The 18,955-nt window shown below is 63.7% G+C and carries 21 protein-coding genes and 1 pseudogene; 15 read left to right on the plus strand and 7 right to left on the minus strand.

Features of this window, described 5'->3' with window-relative positions; genetic code table 11:
- Nucleotides 1-55 precede the first annotated feature (55 nt).
- The 6 genes and pseudogenes from EN990_RS30795 to EN990_RS30820 form a co-directional block, all read left to right on the plus strand.
- A complete protein-coding gene (locus EN990_RS30795; RefSeq protein ID WP_127368473.1) occupies nucleotides 56-913 on the plus strand; it encodes an amino acid ABC transporter ATP-binding protein in 858 nt (285 codons plus the stop codon).
- A gap of 84 nt (nucleotides 914-997) precedes the next feature.
- Nucleotides 998-2,476 (plus strand): aldehyde dehydrogenase family protein, encoded by a 1,479-nt coding sequence (locus tag EN990_RS30800; protein ID WP_127388493.1) that lies wholly within the window; start codon nucleotides 998-1,000, stop codon nucleotides 2,474-2,476.
- A 14-nt stretch (nucleotides 2,477-2,490) separates the two neighbouring features.
- Complete coding sequence (locus EN990_RS30805) at nucleotides 2,491-4,185, plus strand: GMC oxidoreductase (protein ID WP_127388494.1); 1,695 nt, start codon at nucleotides 2,491-2,493, stop codon at nucleotides 4,183-4,185.
- A gap of 18 nt (nucleotides 4,186-4,203) precedes the next feature.
- Nucleotides 4,204-4,986, plus strand: a complete 783-nt coding sequence (locus EN990_RS30810) for an aldolase/citrate lyase family protein (protein ID WP_127370280.1) — start codon at nucleotides 4,204-4,206, stop codon at nucleotides 4,984-4,986.
- A 24-nt stretch (nucleotides 4,987-5,010) separates the two neighbouring features.
- The gene (locus EN990_RS30815; RefSeq protein WP_127388495.1) at nucleotides 5,011-6,276 is read left to right on the plus strand and encodes an FAD-dependent oxidoreductase; all 1,266 of its coding nucleotides are present in this window, start codon (nucleotides 5,011-5,013) and stop codon (nucleotides 6,274-6,276) included.
- Between the two features lie 147 nt (nucleotides 6,277-6,423).
- A pseudogene (locus tag EN990_RS30820) lies at nucleotides 6,424-7,809 on the plus strand (NAD(P)-dependent oxidoreductase); the annotation flags it as partial.
- 287 nt (nucleotides 7,810-8,096) lie between these two features.
- Here the strand turns inward: EN990_RS30820 and EN990_RS30825 are convergent.
- The 7 genes from EN990_RS30825 to EN990_RS30855 form a co-directional block, all read right to left on the minus strand.
- Nucleotides 8,097-8,843 (minus strand): ABC transporter ATP-binding protein, encoded by a 747-nt coding sequence (locus EN990_RS30825; RefSeq protein ID WP_127369968.1) that lies wholly within the window; start codon nucleotides 8,841-8,843, stop codon nucleotides 8,097-8,099.
- Complete coding sequence (locus EN990_RS30830; protein WP_127388496.1) at nucleotides 8,836-9,996, minus strand: hypothetical protein; 1,161 nt, start codon at nucleotides 9,994-9,996, stop codon at nucleotides 8,836-8,838. Before EN990_RS30830 ends, EN990_RS30825 begins: the two co-directional genes overlap by 8 nt.
- A gap of 82 nt (nucleotides 9,997-10,078) precedes the next feature.
- Entirely contained in the window at nucleotides 10,079-10,480 is a 402-nt protein-coding gene (locus tag EN990_RS30835) for a periplasmic heavy metal sensor (RefSeq protein ID WP_127388497.1), read from the minus strand.
- Nucleotides 10,477-10,911, minus strand: coding sequence for a hypothetical protein (locus EN990_RS30840; protein ID WP_127370596.1), 435 nt, complete (start codon nucleotides 10,909-10,911; stop codon nucleotides 10,477-10,479). The genes EN990_RS30835 and EN990_RS30840 overlap by 4 nt, the downstream gene beginning before the upstream one ends.
- Nucleotides 10,908-11,507, minus strand: coding sequence for a sigma-70 family RNA polymerase sigma factor (locus EN990_RS30845; RefSeq protein WP_127388498.1), 600 nt, complete (start codon nucleotides 11,505-11,507; stop codon nucleotides 10,908-10,910). Before EN990_RS30845 ends, EN990_RS30840 begins: the two co-directional genes overlap by 4 nt.
- A gap of 96 nt (nucleotides 11,508-11,603) precedes the next feature.
- Complete coding sequence (locus tag EN990_RS30850) at nucleotides 11,604-11,990, minus strand: hypothetical protein (protein ID WP_127370415.1); 387 nt, start codon at nucleotides 11,988-11,990, stop codon at nucleotides 11,604-11,606.
- A 43-nt stretch (nucleotides 11,991-12,033) separates the two neighbouring features.
- Nucleotides 12,034-12,468, minus strand: coding sequence for an EF-hand domain-containing protein (locus tag EN990_RS30855; protein WP_127370416.1), 435 nt, complete (start codon nucleotides 12,466-12,468; stop codon nucleotides 12,034-12,036).
- Between the two features lie 248 nt (nucleotides 12,469-12,716).
- Between EN990_RS30855 and EN990_RS30860 the strand changes: the two genes are divergently transcribed.
- The 9 genes from EN990_RS30860 to EN990_RS30900 form a co-directional block, all read left to right on the plus strand.
- Nucleotides 12,717-13,139: an EF-hand domain-containing protein gene (locus tag EN990_RS30860; protein WP_127370417.1), complete on the plus strand. Its 423-nt coding sequence runs from the start codon at nucleotides 12,717-12,719 to the stop codon at nucleotides 13,137-13,139.
- A 39-nt stretch (nucleotides 13,140-13,178) separates the two neighbouring features.
- The gene (locus tag EN990_RS30865) at nucleotides 13,179-13,604 is read left to right on the plus strand and encodes a BA14K family protein (protein ID WP_127388499.1); all 426 of its coding nucleotides are present in this window, start codon (nucleotides 13,179-13,181) and stop codon (nucleotides 13,602-13,604) included.
- A 46-nt stretch (nucleotides 13,605-13,650) separates the two neighbouring features.
- Nucleotides 13,651-14,103 (plus strand): VOC family protein, encoded by a 453-nt coding sequence (locus tag EN990_RS30870; RefSeq protein WP_245469226.1) that lies wholly within the window; start codon nucleotides 13,651-13,653, stop codon nucleotides 14,101-14,103.
- 419 nt (nucleotides 14,104-14,522) lie between these two features.
- Nucleotides 14,523-16,520 (plus strand): conjugal transfer protein TraG, encoded by a 1,998-nt coding sequence (locus EN990_RS30875; RefSeq protein ID WP_127369666.1) that lies wholly within the window; start codon nucleotides 14,523-14,525, stop codon nucleotides 16,518-16,520.
- 53 nt (nucleotides 16,521-16,573) lie between these two features.
- The gene (locus tag EN990_RS30880) at nucleotides 16,574-16,975 is read left to right on the plus strand and encodes a CopG family transcriptional regulator (protein WP_127369669.1); all 402 of its coding nucleotides are present in this window, start codon (nucleotides 16,574-16,576) and stop codon (nucleotides 16,973-16,975) included.
- A gap of 214 nt (nucleotides 16,976-17,189) precedes the next feature.
- A complete protein-coding gene (gene trbB / locus EN990_RS30885; protein ID WP_127388500.1) occupies nucleotides 17,190-18,155 on the plus strand; it encodes a P-type conjugative transfer ATPase TrbB in 966 nt (321 codons plus the stop codon).
- An 80-nt stretch (nucleotides 18,156-18,235) separates the two neighbouring features.
- Nucleotides 18,236-18,499 (plus strand): TrbC/VirB2 family protein, encoded by a 264-nt coding sequence (locus EN990_RS30890; protein ID WP_245461199.1) that lies wholly within the window; start codon nucleotides 18,236-18,238, stop codon nucleotides 18,497-18,499.
- Nucleotides 18,499-18,762 carry a VirB3 family type IV secretion system protein gene (locus tag EN990_RS30895; RefSeq protein WP_127370619.1) on the plus strand — a complete coding sequence of 88 codons (264 nt, stop codon included), beginning with the start codon at nucleotides 18,499-18,501 and terminating at the stop codon, nucleotides 18,760-18,762. Before EN990_RS30890 ends, EN990_RS30895 begins: the two co-directional genes overlap by 1 nt.
- A gap of 12 nt (nucleotides 18,763-18,774) precedes the next feature.
- Nucleotides 18,775-18,955 (plus strand): hypothetical protein (locus tag EN990_RS30900; protein WP_164766184.1); only part of this gene is annotated, 181 nt, incomplete at its 3' end.

The following is an 18,955-nucleotide window of genomic DNA, read 5'->3' on the forward strand; positions in this document are numbered from 1 at the left end:
TCCTGATCCCGTTGACCCTCTTGTCCAGGAAACTCGAAAGAAGAGGCAGCCTGAAATGATCGCCAGTCAACCAAGCGCCGTGACGGATAAGAACGACAAGCCTGTCCTGCGGCTAGACGGCATCTGCCTGAAGTTTGGCGACAAGCGCGTGCTGAACGGCATCGATCTGTCGGTGGTCGAAGGCGAGGTGGTCGTGCTGATCGGTGCGAGCGGATCGGGCAAGACGTCGCTGCTGCGCTGCATCAACCTACTCAACGTGCCGACTAGCGGCAGCATCGTCATCGATGACGAAACGCTGTTCGACAGGCGGGCCGATGGCAAGGGTGCCCAGATACCGGCCCACGAGGTCAACCGCATCCGCTCCAAGACCGGCATGGTCTTCCAGCAGTTTAATCTGTTCCCGCACATGACAGCGCTCGAAAACGTCATGGAAGGTCCGGTCATCGTCAAGAAGGAGCCGAAGGAGCAGGCGCGCCAGACGGCGCTGAAGCTTCTCGACCTCATGGGACTGTCGCAGCACATCGAAAAGTATCCGCGCCAGCTTTCCGGCGGCCAGCAGCAGCGAGTCGCGATCGCCCGGGCCATGGCCATGCAGCCGAAGGTCATGCTGTTCGACGAGCCGACTTCGGCGCTCGATCCAGAATTGGTCGGCGAAGTCATGAAGGCGATGGTCGAACTGGCCAGGAGCGGCATGACCATGGTGATCGTCACCCACGAGCTGGGCTTTGCCTTCGAGGTCGCCGATCGCGTGGTGTTTCTCGATCAGGGGCTGGTGGCGGAGCAGGGTCCGCCGGCCAAGGTGCTGCTGCATCCCGAACATCCGCGTCTGAAGAGTTTTGTCGGACGCTTTCATGAATCGGCGGATTTGCTTCGCCCGTTCCTCGAGGCGCGTGAAGCCGAGAAGGCATGCTGAACGCACGCCGCTTCGCGCAAAACAGTCAAGCGGACATCGTCGAATGCGCCGCCTTTCGAGCTGGCCGCAAAAGGAAAGATATCAATGACACTGAGTTTCGATCCGGCCACAATCGCCATCCCAAGGGGCCATCACATTGGTGGCCAGTACGTTGATTTACCCGGCGCGGAGATCGAGGTTCTCCGCCCCTCTGATCTCCAGCCCATGGGCGTGATCACCGATGGTGGCGAAGGTGCGGTACAACAGGCCGTCGATGCCGCGAAAACGGCGCTGGCGCAGAGCCGATGGGCGAAGATCGCGCCGCGCGATCGCGCCGCTGTGCTCACGCGTTTCGCGGCGCTGATCGAGGAGAACGCGACCTATCTCGGCCAGTTGGAAGCGATGGGATCGAGCCGGCTGATCTCGATGACGATTGTCCGCGACGCGGTGCGTACCGCCGGCGTCGTGCGCTACTACGCGGAGTTCTGCGACAAGATCGAAGGCACGGTCACTTCGACCGAGGCGAATGCGCTCAGCATCGTCAAGCATGAGCCCTATGGCATTGTCGGCGCGATCGTTCCCTGGAACTTCCCGATGATCACCGCCGCCTGGAAATTCGCCCCGGCGCTGGCTGCTGGCAATGCGGTGGTGATGAAGACCTCGGAACTGACTCCGCACAGCTTGCTCGCGCTGGCGGACCTTGCCGCCAGGGCCGGCGTTCCGGCCGGCCTGTTCAATGTCGTCAACGGTTACGGCCACACGACGGGAGCGGCGATCGTGCGCCATCCCGATATTCTGAAAATCTCCTTCACGGGCTCGACGCAGACCGGTGCCGCGATCATGACGCTGGCCGCCCAGTCCGGCATCAAGCCCGTCACGCTCGAACTTGGCGGCAAGAGCCCGCAACTGGTGCTGGCCGATGCCGGCGATATCGATGTGGTGGCCGGCCGCGTCGCGGCGGCATTCATGGACAATGCCGGCCAGGTCTGCACGGCCGGTTCGCGGCTGATCGTCGAGGACAAGATCGCGGACCAGCTGATCGAACGCGTCATCGCCCGCACCAAGGCGATCAAGGCAGGGCCGACCTGGGACGAGACGACGACCTTCGCGCCGATCATCAGCCGCAAGCAGCTCGAGCGCATCGACACGATGGTCCGCGCCAGCGTCAGCGAGGGCGCCTCGGTGGTCACCGGCGGCACGGTGCTCGAAGGCCGCAACGAAGGCTGTTTTTTCGCGCCGACGATCCTGGAAGACGTCGCCGACGACAACATCGGTTTCAAGGATGAGTTCTTCGGCCCGGTGCTGACGGTGCGCACCTTTGCCGACCTGGAGGAGGGTCTCGCCCTGGCGGCGCATCCGGTCTACGGGCTCGCCGCCAGCGTCCACACCACGGATTTGAAGAAGGCGCTCAAGGCGGCGGATTCGATCGAGGCCGGCATGGTCTGGATCAACCAGCACGGGCGCGGCCCGGAGTTCACCTACCCGGCCGGCGGCTACAAGGGCTCCGGCTTCGGCAAGGATATGGGTCGTGCCGGCATCGAGGCGTTCCTGCGCCAGAAGGCCATCTGGGCCAATTACGCCTGAGCGAGCGCAAGCACATGCAATTCGACTACATCATTGTCGGTGGCGGTTCGGCTGGAGCCGTGCTTGCCAGCCGTCTTTCGGAGAACGGCACCAGGCAGGTGGCGCTTTTCGAGGCAGGGCCCGACACGCCGCCGGACGATGTTCCTGAGGTGATCGCCGACAGCTATCCCGGCCTCTCCTATTTCGACCCGAAATACCACTGGACGGAACTGCGTGTCTTCAACCGCTCGCCAAAGCAGAACGCGCAGTTGGTCAAGACGGCCAAGCTCGAACAGGCCAAGGTGATGGGCGGCGGCTCCAGCATCAACGGCCAGTTCGCCGTGCGCGGCCTGCCACACGACTATGACGAATGGGAAGGTCTCGGCCTGCCCGGCTGGGGATGGGACGGCATGCTGCCCTATCTCAAGAAGCTTGAGCGCGACCTTGATTTCGATGGCGAGCTTCACAACAAGACCGGCCGGATTCCGATCCGCCGTGTCTTTCCAAAGGATTGGGCCGGCTTCACCAAATCAGTGCTCAAGCAGACGGAAAGCGAATATCCCTACCGGCCGGACTACAATGGCAGTTTCGAGGACGGCTCGTTTCCGCTGCCGCTGTCGAACGAGAACGACCGACGCGTGTCGACAGCGATCGGCTATCTCGACGCCGAGGTGCGGGCCCGCAAGAACCTGCACATCTTTGCCAATGCCTTCGTTGAAGGCCTGGTGATCGACGGAACGCGCATCACAGGCGCCAGGGTCACGACCACCGGCCAGACCAAGATCTACAACGCCAACGAGACGATCGTTTCAGCCGGCGCTCTGCATTCGCCGGCCATCCTGCTTCGTGCCGGCATCGGGCCGGCGGCGCAGCTGAAGCGGCTGGGCATCGAGGTGGTCGCCGATCGCCCCGGTGTCGGCGAGAACCTGACCGATCATCCGCATATAGCCGTCGGTGCGCATTTCAAGAAATCTGCGCGGCTCAAGCCCGGTCAGCGGCGCCACATCTTTCTGGGTGTCAGATACTCCTCGAACCATGCCGGCTGCCATCCGGGCGACATGCTGCTGATGCCGGTCAACCGTGCCGGCTGGCATCCGCTCGGCAAGGCGATGGGCGCGCTCAATGTCTGCGTCAACAAATCCTATTCGCGCGGCACCGTTATGTTGAAGTCCGCTGTGCAGACCGATGAACCGATCGTCGATCTGAACTTTGCCTCCGACGGCCGCGACCTGATGCGCCTGGTCGATGGCTTCAGGCGCATCTGCAAGATCATGCAGTCGCCCGATGTCCAGCAGCACGTCAACACCTGGTTCCTGGCCGGCTACAGTGACGAGGCGCGCGCGCTCAGCGTCCGCAAGCCATCGAACTGGGTCAAGACCGCGACCGCGGCCTACCTCTTCGACTACGCGCCGTTCTTTCGCGAGACCTTGCTCAAGCGCAAGTTCGGCACCACCGACCGTATCCAGGCGATGCTCGGCAACGAAGAGCTGATCGCCGATTGGGTCAAGCAATCCGTCTGGTCGGGCTGGCATGTCTCGGGCACCTGCAAGATGGGCGCCGACAGCGATCCGCTGGCGGTGCTCGACGCCGAATGCCGCGTCCGCGGTGTGCAGGGCCTGCGCGTCGTCGACGCCTCTATCATGCCGACGATCGTCGCCGCCAACACCAACATCACCACCATCGCCCTCGCTGAAAAGGCGGCGGACCTGATTTTGCATTCCCGACAATAGCAAAGGACCCCCAAGACTATGCGCAAGAACAAGGTGAAGGATATCTGGGCCGCCGGCGGCGAAGTGGTGACGGGCTGGCTCGGCATTCCGTCGTCGATATCGGCGGAATTGATGGCGCAGCAGGGCTGGGACGCGCTGACGGTCGACCTCCAGCATGGCGCGACCGACTATGTCGATGCGGTGCCGATGCTGCAGGCGATTTCGACGACCGATACGACGCCGATGGTGCGCGTGCCGTGGAACGATCCGGCGATCATCGGCAAGGTGCTCGACGCCGGCGCCTATGGCGTGATCTGCCCGATGGTCAACACCGCCGAGGAAGCGGACGCCTTCGTCAAGGCCTGCCGCTATTTCCCCAAGGGCGGCCGCAGCGTTGGTCCGCTGCGCGCTTCGCTCTACGCCGGCGCGGACTATTTCCAGCATGCCAACGACACCATCATCACCATGGCGATGATCGAGAGCGAGCAGGCGGTGAAGAATCTGGAAGACATACTGAAGACGCCGCACCTCGACGCCATCTTCGTCGGCCCGTCGGACCTTGCGGTGACTATGCGCGAGGCGCCAGGCTTCGATCCGCGCTATCCCGCCGTCTACGAGGCGATCGAATACATCGCCGCCAAGTGCAAGGAAGCCGGCGTCATTCCCGGCATCCATTGCGGTTCGGTCACCTATGGCGTCGACATGCGCAAGATGGGCTATCGCTTCATGGCCTACCTCTCTGACTTCCGCATGCTGCAGCAGATGGTGGCGCGTTCGCTGCCGGCCTTCCGCGCCGGCACGCCGAGCGCGATCGCGCCCTGATCGGCAAAATCCGGATCGATCGCCATGACATCGACAGGCACGCTGCGCAGCAAGGTGACGGTCATCGGGGCCGGCATCATTGGCGTCTGCACCGCGAACTATCTGCTCGAGCAGGGTTTTGCCGTCGAGGTGGTCGATCCGGCCTTGCCGGGATCTGAGGAGCAATGCTCCTTCGGCAATGCCGGTGGCATCTGCCCGGGATCGTGCATCCCGAATTCGATGCCGGGCGTGCTGCGCAATGTGCCGAAATGGCTGATGGACCCGGAAGGGCCGTTGATCGTGCGGCTGGCCTATCTGCCGCACGCGCTTCCCTGGCTGCTGCGCTTCCTGGCCGCCAGCCGCAAACCGCGCGTCGAGGAGATATCGGCGGCGATGCGCTCGCTGCACCGCTACACATTCGAATGCTACGAGCCGCTGATCAAGGCTGCCGGCTGCGAGGACCTTTTGCAGAAGCGCGGCCAGCTGTTCGTCCACGAAACGGCCGACGGGCCGTCCAAGGGCGCTTATGGTCTGGGGCTTCGCCGCGACCACGGCGTCAAGGTGGACATCCTCGATGCCGACGAAATCCGGCAACTCGAACCGGCGCTGGCGCCGATCTTCAAGAGCGCCGTCTATCTGCCCGAACAGGGGCAGTGTCCAAATCCCGGCCGGCTTGTCGCCAGGCTCGCCGAGCATGCGGCGCGTCAGGGCGCTCGTTTTGTGCGCGCGAAGGTGCTCGGCTTCGACATGGCGGCCAACGGCCCATCGGCGCTGCGGCTTGAAGGCGGCGGGCGCATGCCGGTCGAGACCGTGGTGCTTTGCGCCGGCGCCTGGTCGGGCGATCTTGCCCGCAAGCTTGGCGACCGCATTCCGCTCGAGAGCGAGCGCGGCTATCACATCATGGTCAAGGGTGCCGATACCGGCTTGCGTATCCAGACCATCTCGGCCGACCGCAAGTTCGTCGCTTCGCCGATGGAGGACGGGCTGCGCATCGCCGGCAATGTCGAGTTCGCCGGCCTGAAGGCGCCTGCGAACATGCACCGGGCGGACGTTCTCCTCAAACAGGCGCGGTCGATGTTCAGGAAACTGGAGGTCGGCGAGGTCACGCGCTGGATGGGGCATCGTCCCGGCACGCCCGACAGCATCCCGGTCATCGACCGGGCGTCGCGGGCCAAAAATGTCATCTACGCCTTTGGCCACGGCCATCAGGGCCTGATCGGCGGCGCCGTCACCGGTAAGATCGTGTCGCAGCTTGCCGCCGGTCTGCCGCCGGCGATCGATCTGACGCCGTTCCAGGCTGATAGGTTCTGATTGATCGGAGATTATTCGCTGGGGAGGCTGAGAAGCCGTTTCAACCGGTGACCGCCAACTTTGACCCGTTCTTGCCGGAGAAATGACGTGACCGCGAACGCAAAGACAAACTTGGACGCGGCCGAGCAGATCGATCCGCAAAGCGTCTACACCATGCTGATCTGCGATCTGATTGGCCTGCGCTTTGGGCCTGACGGCAGACCCGACCCGAGCGAAGTGCGTGCCCATATCGAAGCCAGGGGCGGCCGCTTTCACCTATCCGCGCTTGGCGACAAAGCTGGTCTGGAGCGGGGCCGAGTGCATTTCTTCTACCAGCCGGACCTCAGCACCCGCGAGGAACTGGCCGAAGCCGCGGGCGATGGACGCTACGACGCCGTCATCGCCGCCGCGACCTTCCTGCCCGCGGAGACCGTCTTTCCGCTGGCCGGCGTGCGGATCGGGGCCGGCACCGGAAACATGGGCTCACGCTCGTGGGGCGGCGGCAGCGGCCAGGGCGGCTCTGCGGTGCTGATGAACACGCCCGGCATCAACAGCCGCGCCACGGCGCAGATGGTGATGAAGGCGATCCTGAAAGTGCTGCCGGATCTTCCGGTGGACGTGCTTCACGAGCGAGTGGCGCGCGGCGCCTTCGACACCGGCAGGGACCTGCGCGATTTCCCCACCGAAAAGCTCGAAGGCAAGACGATTGCGGTCATCGGCTACGGCAATATTGGCCGCGAGGTCGCCAAGCTCGCCCGCGCCTTCGGCATGCGCGTGGTGATCCATGCACGACCACGGCACCGCGACTGGATCGAAACCGAGGGTTTTGTCTTTGCGCCAGATCTCGTCGAAGCGGCTGATGGCGCGGATGTGCTGAGCGTCCATGTCGGCCTGGGCAAGCAGGATGCGCAAACCGGCCGCTACGCCAATGCCGGGCTTATTGGCACGGAGGTCCTGTCATGCATGAACAAGGGCGCGGTACTGGTCAACTACGATCGCGGCGAGCTTGTCGAGGTTGCGGCGCTTGGCAATGCCCTGGAGACAGGGCGGGTTCGTCATGCGGCGGTCGATGCCGACCTTTTCATGGATCTTTCGACCGGCAGCCTCTCCGGCCCGATGCTGCCCTACCTCGATCTGGTCGAGAAGCATGGCGACAAACTTGAACTCCTGCCCCACGCCGCGGCCGATACGGATCACCCTTCGCGCGTCGCCGGCGCCAAGCAGGCCGTGGATCAGATCTTCGATATCATCTGCCGCAAATCGGTGACCAACGCAAAAGGCACCGTGCCGTCAGGGTACCTTTCTAGAGGATCAACCACGCCCCCCGGCATCGGGCCGGCAACGGCCGGCGACCTGTTGAAACTGACGGCACAGGAATGCTTCGACCTCGCAGATCTCTGCGAGCGGCAAACCCAGCTGTGGAAAGCGCTTTCAAACGCGCGGCCGGACGAGCGCGGCAAGATTGTCGCCGAACGGGGCGGGGAACTTGTCCGGTTGACAAATCGCTTTTGCCTTGGCGTTGAAAAATCGAACCTCAGAAGTTCGTGTCAGTAATGCGTCACTCCCACATAACCGAGTCAGCGGTAGTGCTTTTGGTCTATATTAATCACGTCTCTTCTTTGGGCCACACCATACGAGGACATACGAAGGATATTGCTGCGCGAACCATCCGCTAATTGATTGATTTTGTGAAAAGACGACGTCCATCAGCGACTAACATAATCGTTATTGGGTTGCGAAGCGGTTCGCCCAAATTGATTCAAGAAGCTGAGCGAGCCATTTACTTACGCCCCGGTTGGCAGCTTTGCGCCTCATTCCGGTAGTTCGGGATGCCTTTGCCACTACCTCCTTCGCCAGGTCATGGGTTCCGACAGCGCCTGCATAACGTGGAGCTCAAAGGCGCCGGGCGCGTGGCTGGCCTCGGCCAACTGCCGTGCATTCCACTCTAGGGCAATGCTGCCCCCGGCTAGAAGCACCGCGCGGTTGCACAGGCCGGGAACCGCTTCGACCACGTGGGTGGAGATGATGACGGCTTGGCTCGCCGCCAATGCAAGGATGACGCGTTTGACCTCGAAGGCGGCAAGCGGATCAAGGCCGTTCAGGGACTCGTCGAGGATCAGCAGCGGCGGCGCGCCAAGCAGGGCCGCGGCGATGGCGATCTTCGCCCGCGTGCCGAGCGAATATTCGGCGATTAGCCGGTCGATCCAGCGCTTGAGCCCGAGCCGTTCGGCGACATTGACGCCAGGCCATCCGTCTTCGGCACAGCCGCGGATCGAGGCGACGAGCTGGAGATACTGCCGCCCGGTCAGCGCCGCCGGCAGGTCGGATGGATCCATGGCAAGGCCGAAGCCGGACTTGGCGCGTTCCGGTGCGCCGGCAAGGTCGGCGCCGCCGATCGCCACGGTCCCCCCGAGCGGCCGGATCTGGCCGGTGATCGCCCTGAGCAAGGTGGACTTGCCCGAGCCGTTGGCGCCAAGCAGGCCAAGGATATCGCCTCGGGCGAGCGATAGATCGATACCGCTGACGACCGCGTGGCCACCGTAGCCGGCGCTGAGCCCGCGAACCGCGAGTATCTCGCTGCTATCCATGGCGGTATCTCCGTTGCGCCCGATGCCACAGGAACAGGACAAGGGCGGCAAAGCCGATCAGCACTGTGCGCCCATATTCGAGCGATTCGTAGCTGGTGTAGGCGATGGCGCTGAGGAAGCTCAGCGCGGCGACGAACGGCGCGGTCATGAAATAGGCGGCGAACACCGCATAGGCGCCGTTCAGCGCCAGCAGCCACAAGCCACTGGCGAGCGGCATCGCCCAAGCCGATGGCTCCGCCGCCAGGGCAGCACCTGCCGGCATGAGAAAGAAGCAAAGCGACAATTGCAGGGGCAGCCGCGCCAGCCGCAGCCACGTCCTGACAAAGCCGATTGGAGCCGTGCGCAGTACCGGCGAGCCGAGCGGATGGAAGCGCGCGCTCAGCATGAAGACGAGAAGGCCGCCGGTCAGGCCCGCCATTGCCGCCGGCACCGCATCGTGACGAACGAAGCTGATGGCGGCGGAAAGCACCGCGACGACACCAAAGAAGGTGGCCGCGCCCACCAGTCGCCAGGAAAAGGGCACATGGCCAGCCGGCAAACCCCAGGCCCAGCTGGAGAGCCAGGCTGGTGCGGAACGATCGAAGGCACCGAGCCAGGGCCGGCGCCCGCTTGGATCCCTCGCCAGATCGGAATTGTTGATGGGGACGAGGTCGCGAGCGCACTGCAGACGCAGGACGGCCGCCGCGCAAAAACCGGCGCCAAACAGGATGGCGGCGCCGAGACCCCAGACCGGGGCGAGTGGTTTTGCGATGACGGCGCAGCCAAGACCGACCGCCGCCGTGACGGCCACGACAAGCGGAACGCCCATCGCAAATGTCGCCACCGCCGCCATGCGCCGGCCCTCCCGAAGCGAGAGCGGCAATGCCTTCAGGAAGGGCGCGAAGGCGCGCGACAGGCAAAGCCTGGCGAGCGCGCTGCCGGTAAAGGCGCCAAGAATAAGAAGTGCGCCCGGCAAACCAAGCAACCACAGCGCCTGCTCCTGCCGCAGCGTGGCGGATGCCGACTGCAGAGCGAGAACGATGTCAGCGATGCCATAGGCAAGCAGCGCCCCGCCGCCGAGCCCAATCCAGGCAAGGTCGCGGCGGCGCATCGAGCGCAAGCCAGCCGAGAACTCGCGCCAAATCAGGGTCAGGACAAGCCTGTCGTGCCGCATTGTTCCATCTTCGCGATCGCAAGCCGGGTTGGATATCGACATAGGTCGGCGACGATTGTGCCGCCAGTAGGGCCGTCGCGGCTCAACCTCCCACTGCGGGCTTGGCGTTGACATTCTTCAGCGCGGCCAGGAGATAGTCCTGCATGGCCGCCTGCAGGTTGGTCGTTGCGCTGCGCACCGCCGCCATCGCGTCCTTCACCGCCGCTTCGTCAAAGGGTTTGGCTGTCTGTGCCGCCGCCAGATTGGCGCGCGCGGCACGCAGCTCGCGCAGTGCCTGGAAGGTGCGCGCGCGGTTGTCGCGCAGCACGCCGCGGAACTCCTTCCTCACCTCCGGGGGATAGTTGCTGGCGATTTCCGACAACAGCACGCCCGCCGCCGCGCCCTGGCGCAGGCCGTGCATGGCATAGCCGACCAGGAAGAAGTTAACGGCGAGCGAAAGCGCAAGCAGCACCAGCGTCCCCGTCCATGTCCAGGAACGCTTCAAAGCGAGCCCTCCTCTGCCGGATCATCCGCGACACCGCCGCCATCGGCCAGCGACGAACCGGACGCCAGCGCCAGAAGCTCCGTATCGGACGGATCGTCCTGCAGCCGCGCCACCTGGTAGCCTGCCAGCGTCGCGGCCACGAGCACAGCAGCGGCGCAGGCCGCGAACCCGGCCGGACTCAAGAGCAGGCGCGCCAGGAAGGACGGGACAGTTGAGCCGGCTTCGATGCGAGCCAGAACCTTGCGCGCCAGCGCCTGGTCGTCGCCATCGGCCAGCGCCGCCTCGAGCACGAGGAGATCGAGCACGGCATCGGGATCGTCATTCCGCTCCGCCGCCATCAACGCCAGCGCCTGCTGGCGGAAAGGCGCCGGCCATGCTTCGACGGTATCGCCGAAGCGGCGCCTGTATCGTTCAAATTCGTCCCGTGTCATGAGGACTTCCTTTCGCGGCCCAAGGCCACCATTGCCAAATGATCCCTGAGTGCGCGCCGTCCGCGCACCAGCAACTGCTCGGCCGAGCCGACACTGCTGCCCATCACCTCGGCGATCGCCGAGATGTCGAGGTCGCCTACGGCCCTCAGCAGCACCGCCATGCGCTGCCGTTCCGGCAGGCGCGACAGCCCGTCACGCACGATAGCCAGCTCCTGCCGCGCCGCGGTCGTCGCTTCGGCATCCGCCTCCGGCGACGCGACCTCATCCCTTATGTCGTCCAGCCCGATGAAACGGCGTAGCGCCCTGCGTCGACGCTGATCGATGCAACGGTTGGCAGTGATCCGGTAGAGCCAGGTCGAAGCCCGCCCTCTGACCGGATCGAACCGCGCGGCCTGTTTCCAGACGGTCACGAACACCTCCTGCACCACATCCTCGGCGTCGCCGGCATTGCCGAGATAACGCGCGGCAAATATCCGCAGCCCACGGCCATGGCGGGCGATGAGCTCGGACAGCGCGCTTTGGCTGCCCGCGGCGATGCGCGCCAGAAGCAGCTCATCGTCGCCACGGGGCTCCTCATGTCGCACGGCGGCGCGCATCCACGGACGAGACTGCTGGTTCGGCGAATCCGAAATTCGCATCGATCAGGAGGAGCAAAGAAACGAATTTCGGGTTCAAATCCATCACACCAGATGTCAGCGCCGCCAGCGGCGGAAGCCGTGGACCGTGTTGCCGTTCGGGCCGGTGAAGCTGCCGGCCGATCGTCCCCGGAACGGCCCGCGCGCCGACACCCGTTTTCCCGAAAAGGTCTGCCCATTCGGCCCGGTGCCAGAATAGCTTCTGGCGCAGCGGTCAACAACGCCTCCCACACATTTGGAGCTCGACGTGTAGGTGCTGCCGCCATTCGGACCGGTTCGGGTGGTCGAACCGGTATAGACGCCGCCATCTTTGGTGACGCTGCGGCTGATCTCGCCGCCATGGGCGGTCGGACGCTGCCACTCCTCGGCCGAAGCCTGCGAAGCTGCCGACCAGGCAAGCATCGCACCGAGACATAAAATCGGAATCTTTGCCGAAGACAACATGTCGTACTCCTTGTTTTGTAAAGGGAATGATCGCTGCCGAGCATCAGTTGGCGTGCTCGGCGATCAGCTTGCGGACGGAGGCGATCTCGTCGGCGGAGAGCTTGCCGTCACCATCCCGGTCCGCGAGGTCGAACAAAGGCATGCTGCTGGCGAATTCCTGCTCGGAGACCTTGCCGTCGCCATTGGCGTCCATGCGCCGCCAGCGGCTGCCGAGCCGCGCCTGCGCCACCTCGGCGCGATCCTTGATCGCCTGGCGGGCGCTCTCCATCTCCTTCTCGTCGATGACGCCATCGCCATTGCGGTCGAGCTTCCTGAACAAGCGCTCGCGGGCGGCCGTCATCTCATCCTTGGAGATGGCGCCGTCGCCATTGGTATCGATCCGTTGCAGGATGCGCTGGCCCGGCATGTCCTGTGCCTGAGCCGCGCAGAGCGGCGCAAGCCCGATGAGCAAGGCCGCAATCAGTAACGAGCGTTTCATGATGATGTCCTTTCATTGTCAGGCCGCGGGGGCGACTGCTGACCGATACGCAGCGAGAGCCGGGCTCCTACGCTCGACACGCAAGATTTTTTGCCGGCCTTGAATCCTCTATCGCGGTGGGGATAGGCGGCTGTGCTGGCCGCCTCGAAAAAATCATCTCGCTTTGCGTAGGACCACCACAGGCGCTGCGTAGAAGGCTCTGCAAGGACGGTCCGCGGCGGACCATCCGACCCAATGCGGAGATCAATATGAACAAGATCGTCATGGCTCTTGCTGGCGTGCTGTTCTGCACCGCCAGCGCCTGTGCGGCTGACGGCGGTGCCAGGGAACTCTTCCGGCGCATAGACACCAACGGCGACCGCAAGCTCGAGTTCGGCGAAATCCAGGCCGCGCGGGCGCAGATGTTCGACCGGATGGATGCCAACCACAATGGCTTGCTCGATGCGGACGAAGTGCGCGGGGCAGTGGAACGGGTGAAGTCGAAGCGCGACTTCCAGGCCACGCAATTCGCCGGCTTCCAGGCCCAGGCCGGCCGCATCGACCGCAATGGCGACGGCAAGATTTCGCGCGACGAGTTTGCCGCCTTCATTCCCGACCGGCTGCTGCAGGCGGACAAGAACGGCGATGGCGCGCTTTCGATCTCCGAACTGCGGGCGCTCCGACGTCAGTAATCCCCGAACCCGTCGACCCCATTCAACAGGAGTGAAAAGATGAAACGGACAATCACGGCGTTTTGCAGTTTGATGATTGGCGCCACGGTGCTCGCCTCGCCGGCCGAGGCCTTGCCTGTCGTGCCGGCCACTACCCCGGCATCGGTCACTACAGCGCCGACGCCGGTCTGGTTTCAGCGCGGTTTCTACGTCGTCGGCGGCGGATACTACTACAATGGCTATCGCGGCTATGTCCGCGTGCGGCCAGGTTATCGCTATTACAACGGCTACTGGTTCCCCGCCGCTGCCTTTGCCGCCGGTGTCGCGGCGGCGACCGTCGCACCGGTAGCGCCAAGTCCGGCGGTCCGATTGGAAGCAGCGCATGTGCGTTGGTGTTACGAGCGCTACGTCTCCTACCGCGCCTGGGACAACACCTACCAGCCCTATAATGGCCCTCGCCAACAATGTTGGTCGCCCTATAGTTGAAGGCTCTTCGCTGAGAGCCTTCAATCCTTTCAAGGCAGCATAGGAGATGACCATGATCGAAAATCGCTCGATGCCCACGAGCACGGTCATACCGGTGCTTTCGTATCCTGATGTCGAGACGGCCAGCCAATGGCTTTGCGAGGCCTTCGGCTTCGAAATACGGCTGATGATCGGCAATCACCGTGCCCAGCTCGGCTTCGCAGACGGCGCCGTCGTCGTCACAGAATTGAAGTCTGGAGGATTGACGCGGACAGGTGGGCCATTCGCAGTGATGGTACGCGTCGAGGATGTCGACGCGCACCACAGGCGAGCCGCGCGGCATGGCGCAGCTATTCTCAGCAGGCCAACGAGCCATCCCTATGGCGAGCGTCAATATTCCTGCCGTGACCTCGCCGGCCACAATTGGACCTTTTCACAGTCGTTTGCTGATGTAGCACCCCGGGAATGGGGTGCAATCGTCGTGGCGGGATCACCAAACGGACCAGATGTGGAGAGCTGATACCGGCCCCTTACAACGGCAGTCCACCAGCTTTTGGATTGCGACGGCGCTACGCCTTTGGCAATGGACAAGACTAAACGCGTCATGCAAGCGGCTACAGTTTGACGACCCTTCCGATTCCTATCGTGAACACCACGCCCACGCTAAACTGGATGCCCGCAATCGAAGATTGCTGCCAGAAGCTGTCGGTCTGCTTGCGGTTCCGTTGTAGTCATTCCGAAACTCCCGTCATGGCGACGCACACACCAGACGGCATAGGTGTCTGCGCAATCACTTCTCGATCAGTAGGAATGGCCCCGCACACTGCACGTCCGTTTAGGTCGGGCTACGCCGCGGTTCGGTAATCTGTCTTGAGTTCTTGCCTATGCGGAAATTCGATATTTCTGTAGATTCCCGATCCTCTGCCAGAGAGATGAGACGTGCCGGCGACCAGGATATTGTGGGGGCAGCTTCTTGCCGTGCTTCTGATCGTGCTCGTCACTATGTGGGTCGCGACGCAGTGGGCCGCGTGGCGTCTTGGTTTCCAGCCTGAACTCGGTGATCCGTGGTTCGAGCTTGCCGGCCAGTCCATCTATCCGCCGCCGGCCTTTTTCTGGTGGTGGTTTTTCTACGATGCCTATGCGCCAGAGATTTTTCTAGAGGGTGCACTGCTCGCGTCGAGCGGCAGCTTTATCGCGATCGCTGTGGCCATCGGCATGTCGGTATGGCGGGCCCGTGAGGCGAAGAACGCCGCCACATATGGTTCGGCGCGGTGGGCGACCGGCAAGGAGATCCAAGCCGCTGGGTTGATCGGTCCGGATGGGGTGGTGCTTGGAAAGCTGGACGGCGACTATCTCCGCCAAGACGGCCCAGAACACGTTTTGTGCTTCGCGCCGACCCGAAGTGGCAAGGGTGTTGGCCTTGTCGTTCCGTCTCTGCTGACATGGCCCGGCAGCGCGATTGTCCACGACATCAAAGGAGAAAACTGGGAACTGACCGCCGGGTGGCGAGCGCGCTTTGGCCGCATCCTGCTCTTCGATCCGACCAATGAGTCATCTGCTGCCTACAACCCTTTGCTGGAAGTGAGGCGTGGCGAATGGGAGGTCCGCGACGTGCAGAACGTCGCCGACGTGCTGGTTGATCCCGAGGGCTCACTGGAACGCAGAAACCATTGGGAGAAGACCAGCCACGCGCTGCTGGTCGGTGCCATCCTGCACGTTCTCTATGCCGAAACGGACAAGACGCTTGCCGGAGTTGCCAACTTCCTCTCGGACCCGCAACGGCCGATCGAAACGACATTGCGCACCATGATGCTGACGCGGCATTTCGGGGAGGGCGGCCCGCATCCGGTCGTGGCGTCGGCAGCTCGCGAGCTGCTCAACAAGTCGGAGAATGAACGCTCCGGCGTGCTCTCGACGGCCATGAGCTTTCTGGGTCTCTACCGCGATCCGGTGGTGGCGAAGGTGACGTCTCGCTGCGACTGGCGTATCGCTGATCTGGCCGAGGACGAGCGGCCAGCGACACTCTATCTTGTCGTGCCGCCCTCCGACATCAGCCGTACCAAGCCGCTCATCCGGCTCGTGCTGAACCAGATCGGGCGAAGGCTGACGGAAGACCTTCATGCGAAGGATCGACGGCATCGTCTGCTTATGATGCTCGACGAGTTTCCGGCGCTCGGCCGGCTCGATTTCTTCGAAAGTGCGCTCGCCTTCATGGCGGGCTATGGCATCAAGTCTTTCCTGATTGCCCAGTCGCTCAACCAGATCGAAAAAGCCTACGGTCCGAACAACTCCATCCTGGACAACTGCCATGTGCGGGTGAGCTTTGCCACCAATGACGAGCGCACGGCCCGGCGCGTCTCCGACTCACTCGGCACGGGAACCGAGATGCGGGCCATGAAAAACTATGCCGGGCACAGATTGTCGCCCTGGCTCGGGCATCTGATGGTCTCGCGGCAGGAGACCGCGCGGGCCCTGATGACGCCCGGCGAGATCATGCAGCTTCCGCCGACCGATGCCATCATCATGGTCTCGGGCCTGTTCCCCATCCGGGCGAACAAAGTGCGCTATTTCGCCGATCCACGCCTGGCCGGGCGTGTCCTGTCGCCACCGAAGCCGGAAACGATCTCAGGGACATCGCGCCCGGATGACTGGACCGGCACAACAGTCCCAGCGGTGCCGGAAGGCAATCCTGCCCAATCCGGGCACTCTGCGGATGCGCAGGATGAGGATCCGGCAAATGGCGGCATCCGCCGTCAGCCGGAACTTCCCGAGCAGGAGGACATTGCGCCTTTGCAAACGGCACAGCACAACGACGAGTTCGAGCTGGACCGCGACGAACTCGATGATGACGCGCTGCGTCGACGCGCGGTCGATCAGGCCATGCGGCGTGCTGCGCGGCAGGCCGCCCTCGATCCCGATGACGGCATCGGGCTTTGAACGTGAAGGACGCGAAGAAACGACGGCTTTCGGCCTATCTCGATCCCGACGTCATGAACGCGCTTGCCGACTATTCGGCACGCCGCGATGTGTCGCTGTCGCTGATCGCCGAGGCCGCGATCGCCTCGTTCCTGTCACCGGATGCCGAGGAGCGGAAGGAGGCAGCTGTCACCAGGCGCCTCGACCAGATCGACCGGCGGGTACAGCGAGTCGAGCGCGATGTCGGCATTGCCATCGAAACATTGGCGCTGTTCGTCCGCTTCTGGCTCAACTCGACCCCGGCATTGCCGGAATCCGCGCAGGCCGAAGCCCGCGCGAAAGGCCTGCAGCGGTACGACGCGTTCGTTGACGCGCTTGGCCGCAGGCTGAGCAAGGGACCAAAGCTCAGACAGGAAATCGCTGATGATGTCCCGCCGGCGTCGCCGGCCGACGCGGACGATTCCCCGTTGGGATAGATAGTGGCGGCAAGCTGGCGAGATCGCCGCACCGCATTCCGCAAGTCTCTGCACGCCGCGTTGCGATGGACCGTTTTGCCTGTTGCAAGGCTACTGTTCATGCCTCTTCTAATCATCCCCGACCGCGGCACGAGCAGGCTCGCCGCAGTGAACGGGGATCATCGTGGCAGGCAGTCATCATTCTGGCAGGGAAGCGGTGTCGCGCGGCGCGCGTATGCTGCGCACGGCGCTTGGGCCGGCCATAGCCCGCTTCCTCGAAGCTCCTGATATCGTCGAGGTGATGCTGAACCCGGACGGACGCCTCTGGGTCGACCGGCTGAGGGAAGGGCTCTGCGCCACCGATGAACTGCTGGTCGCGGCCGACGGCGAGCGCATCATCCGCCTGGTCGCCCACCATGTCGGCGCCGAAGTGCATGCGGGTGCGCCGCGCGTGTCGGCCGAACTGCCCGGAACCGGCGAACGTTTCGAGGGCCTGCTGCCGCCTGTCGTCGCGGCACCAACGTTCGCAATTCGAAAGCCCGCCGTCGCCGTGTTCGCGCTCGAGGATTACGTCACCGCCGGCATCATGACTGGGTGCCAGGCTGAGGTGCTGCGGCTTGCCGTCGAAAGAAGGAAAAACGTGCTGGTCGCAGGCGGAACGTCGACCGGCAAGACGACTCTGGTCAACGCGCTGTTGGCGGAGGTGGCTAAAACCGCTGACCGCGTCGTGTTGATCGAGGACACGCGCGAACTGCAGTGTGCCGCGCCAAATCTGGTTGCGTTGCGCACAAAGGACGGTCTCGCCTCCCTGTCCGATCTGGTGAAGTCGTCGTTGCGGCTTCGCCCCGACCGCATCCCGATTGGCGAAGTGCGCGGCGCCGAGGCACTTGATCTGCTGAAAGCCTGGGGCACCGGCCACCCCGGCGGCATCGGCACCATCCATGCCAGTTCCGCCCTTGGCACACTGCGCCGTCTCGAGCAGCTCATTCAGGAGGCCGTCGTCGTGGTCCCACGCGCGCTCATTGCCGAAACCATCGACCTCATCGCGGTCCTTGCTGGCCGGGGCGCTGGGCGTCGCCTCGTGGAGATCGCCTGGGTGGAAGGGCTGGATCCCGACACCGGCGATTACCGCACGCTCGAAGCCAAGCTCGACAACCAAATCAATCGCCAATCCCCAATCCCTCATGGAGCTCCAGAATGAATCAGATCCGCTTCACGTCATCGTCCATCCGCAAGGTTCGTGCGGCGCTCCCAATCTCAGCAACGATTGCCGTCGCCGCGATGATGATCGCGCCTGCCCACGCCGCGGGCTCTTCCATGCCGTGGGAAGAACCGCTTCAGCAGATCCTCGAATCTGTCGAGGGACCGGTCGCCAAGATCGTGGCGGTGATCATCATCATCGTCACGGGCCTTTCGCTCGCCTTCGGGGACACGTCCGGAGGCTTCAGGCGCCTGATCCAGATCGTGTTCGGACTGTCGATCGCTTTCGCGGCGAGCTCGTTCTTCCTGTCGTTCTTCTCTTTCGGCGGCGGAGCGCTGATCTGATGGACGACGAAGTCCGCGGGTTTTTCGCACCCGTGCATCGAGCGCTCACCGAACCGATCCTGCTCGGCGGCGCGCCGCGTGCGGTCGCCATCGCAAACGGCACGCTGGCCGGTGCGGTCGGCCTGGGTTTGATGCTCTGGATCGTTGGCCTTGTCATCTGGGCGATCGGGCATTTCGCCGCCGCCTGGGCGGCCAAGCGCGATGCGCAGTTCGTCGACGTCGTTCGCCGGCACCTTCGCTATCCCGCGCATTTTGGATGCTGAGAGGCTTTTCTCATGATGAACCTCGCCGAATACCGTAGACGCCCGTCCAGTTTGGCCGACTACCTGCCCTGGGCGGCACTTGTTGCACCGGGCGTGGTGCTTAACAAGGATGGATCATTCCAGAGAACCGCCCGTTTTCGGGGCCCCGATCTTGACTCCGCTACGCCGGCCGAATTGGTCGGTACGACTGCGC

The sequence above is a fragment of the Mesorhizobium sp. M7A.F.Ca.US.005.03.1.1 genome (genome assembly GCF_003997975.1).
GTDB classification, from domain to species: domain Bacteria; phylum Pseudomonadota; class Alphaproteobacteria; order Rhizobiales; family Rhizobiaceae; genus Mesorhizobium; species Mesorhizobium ciceri.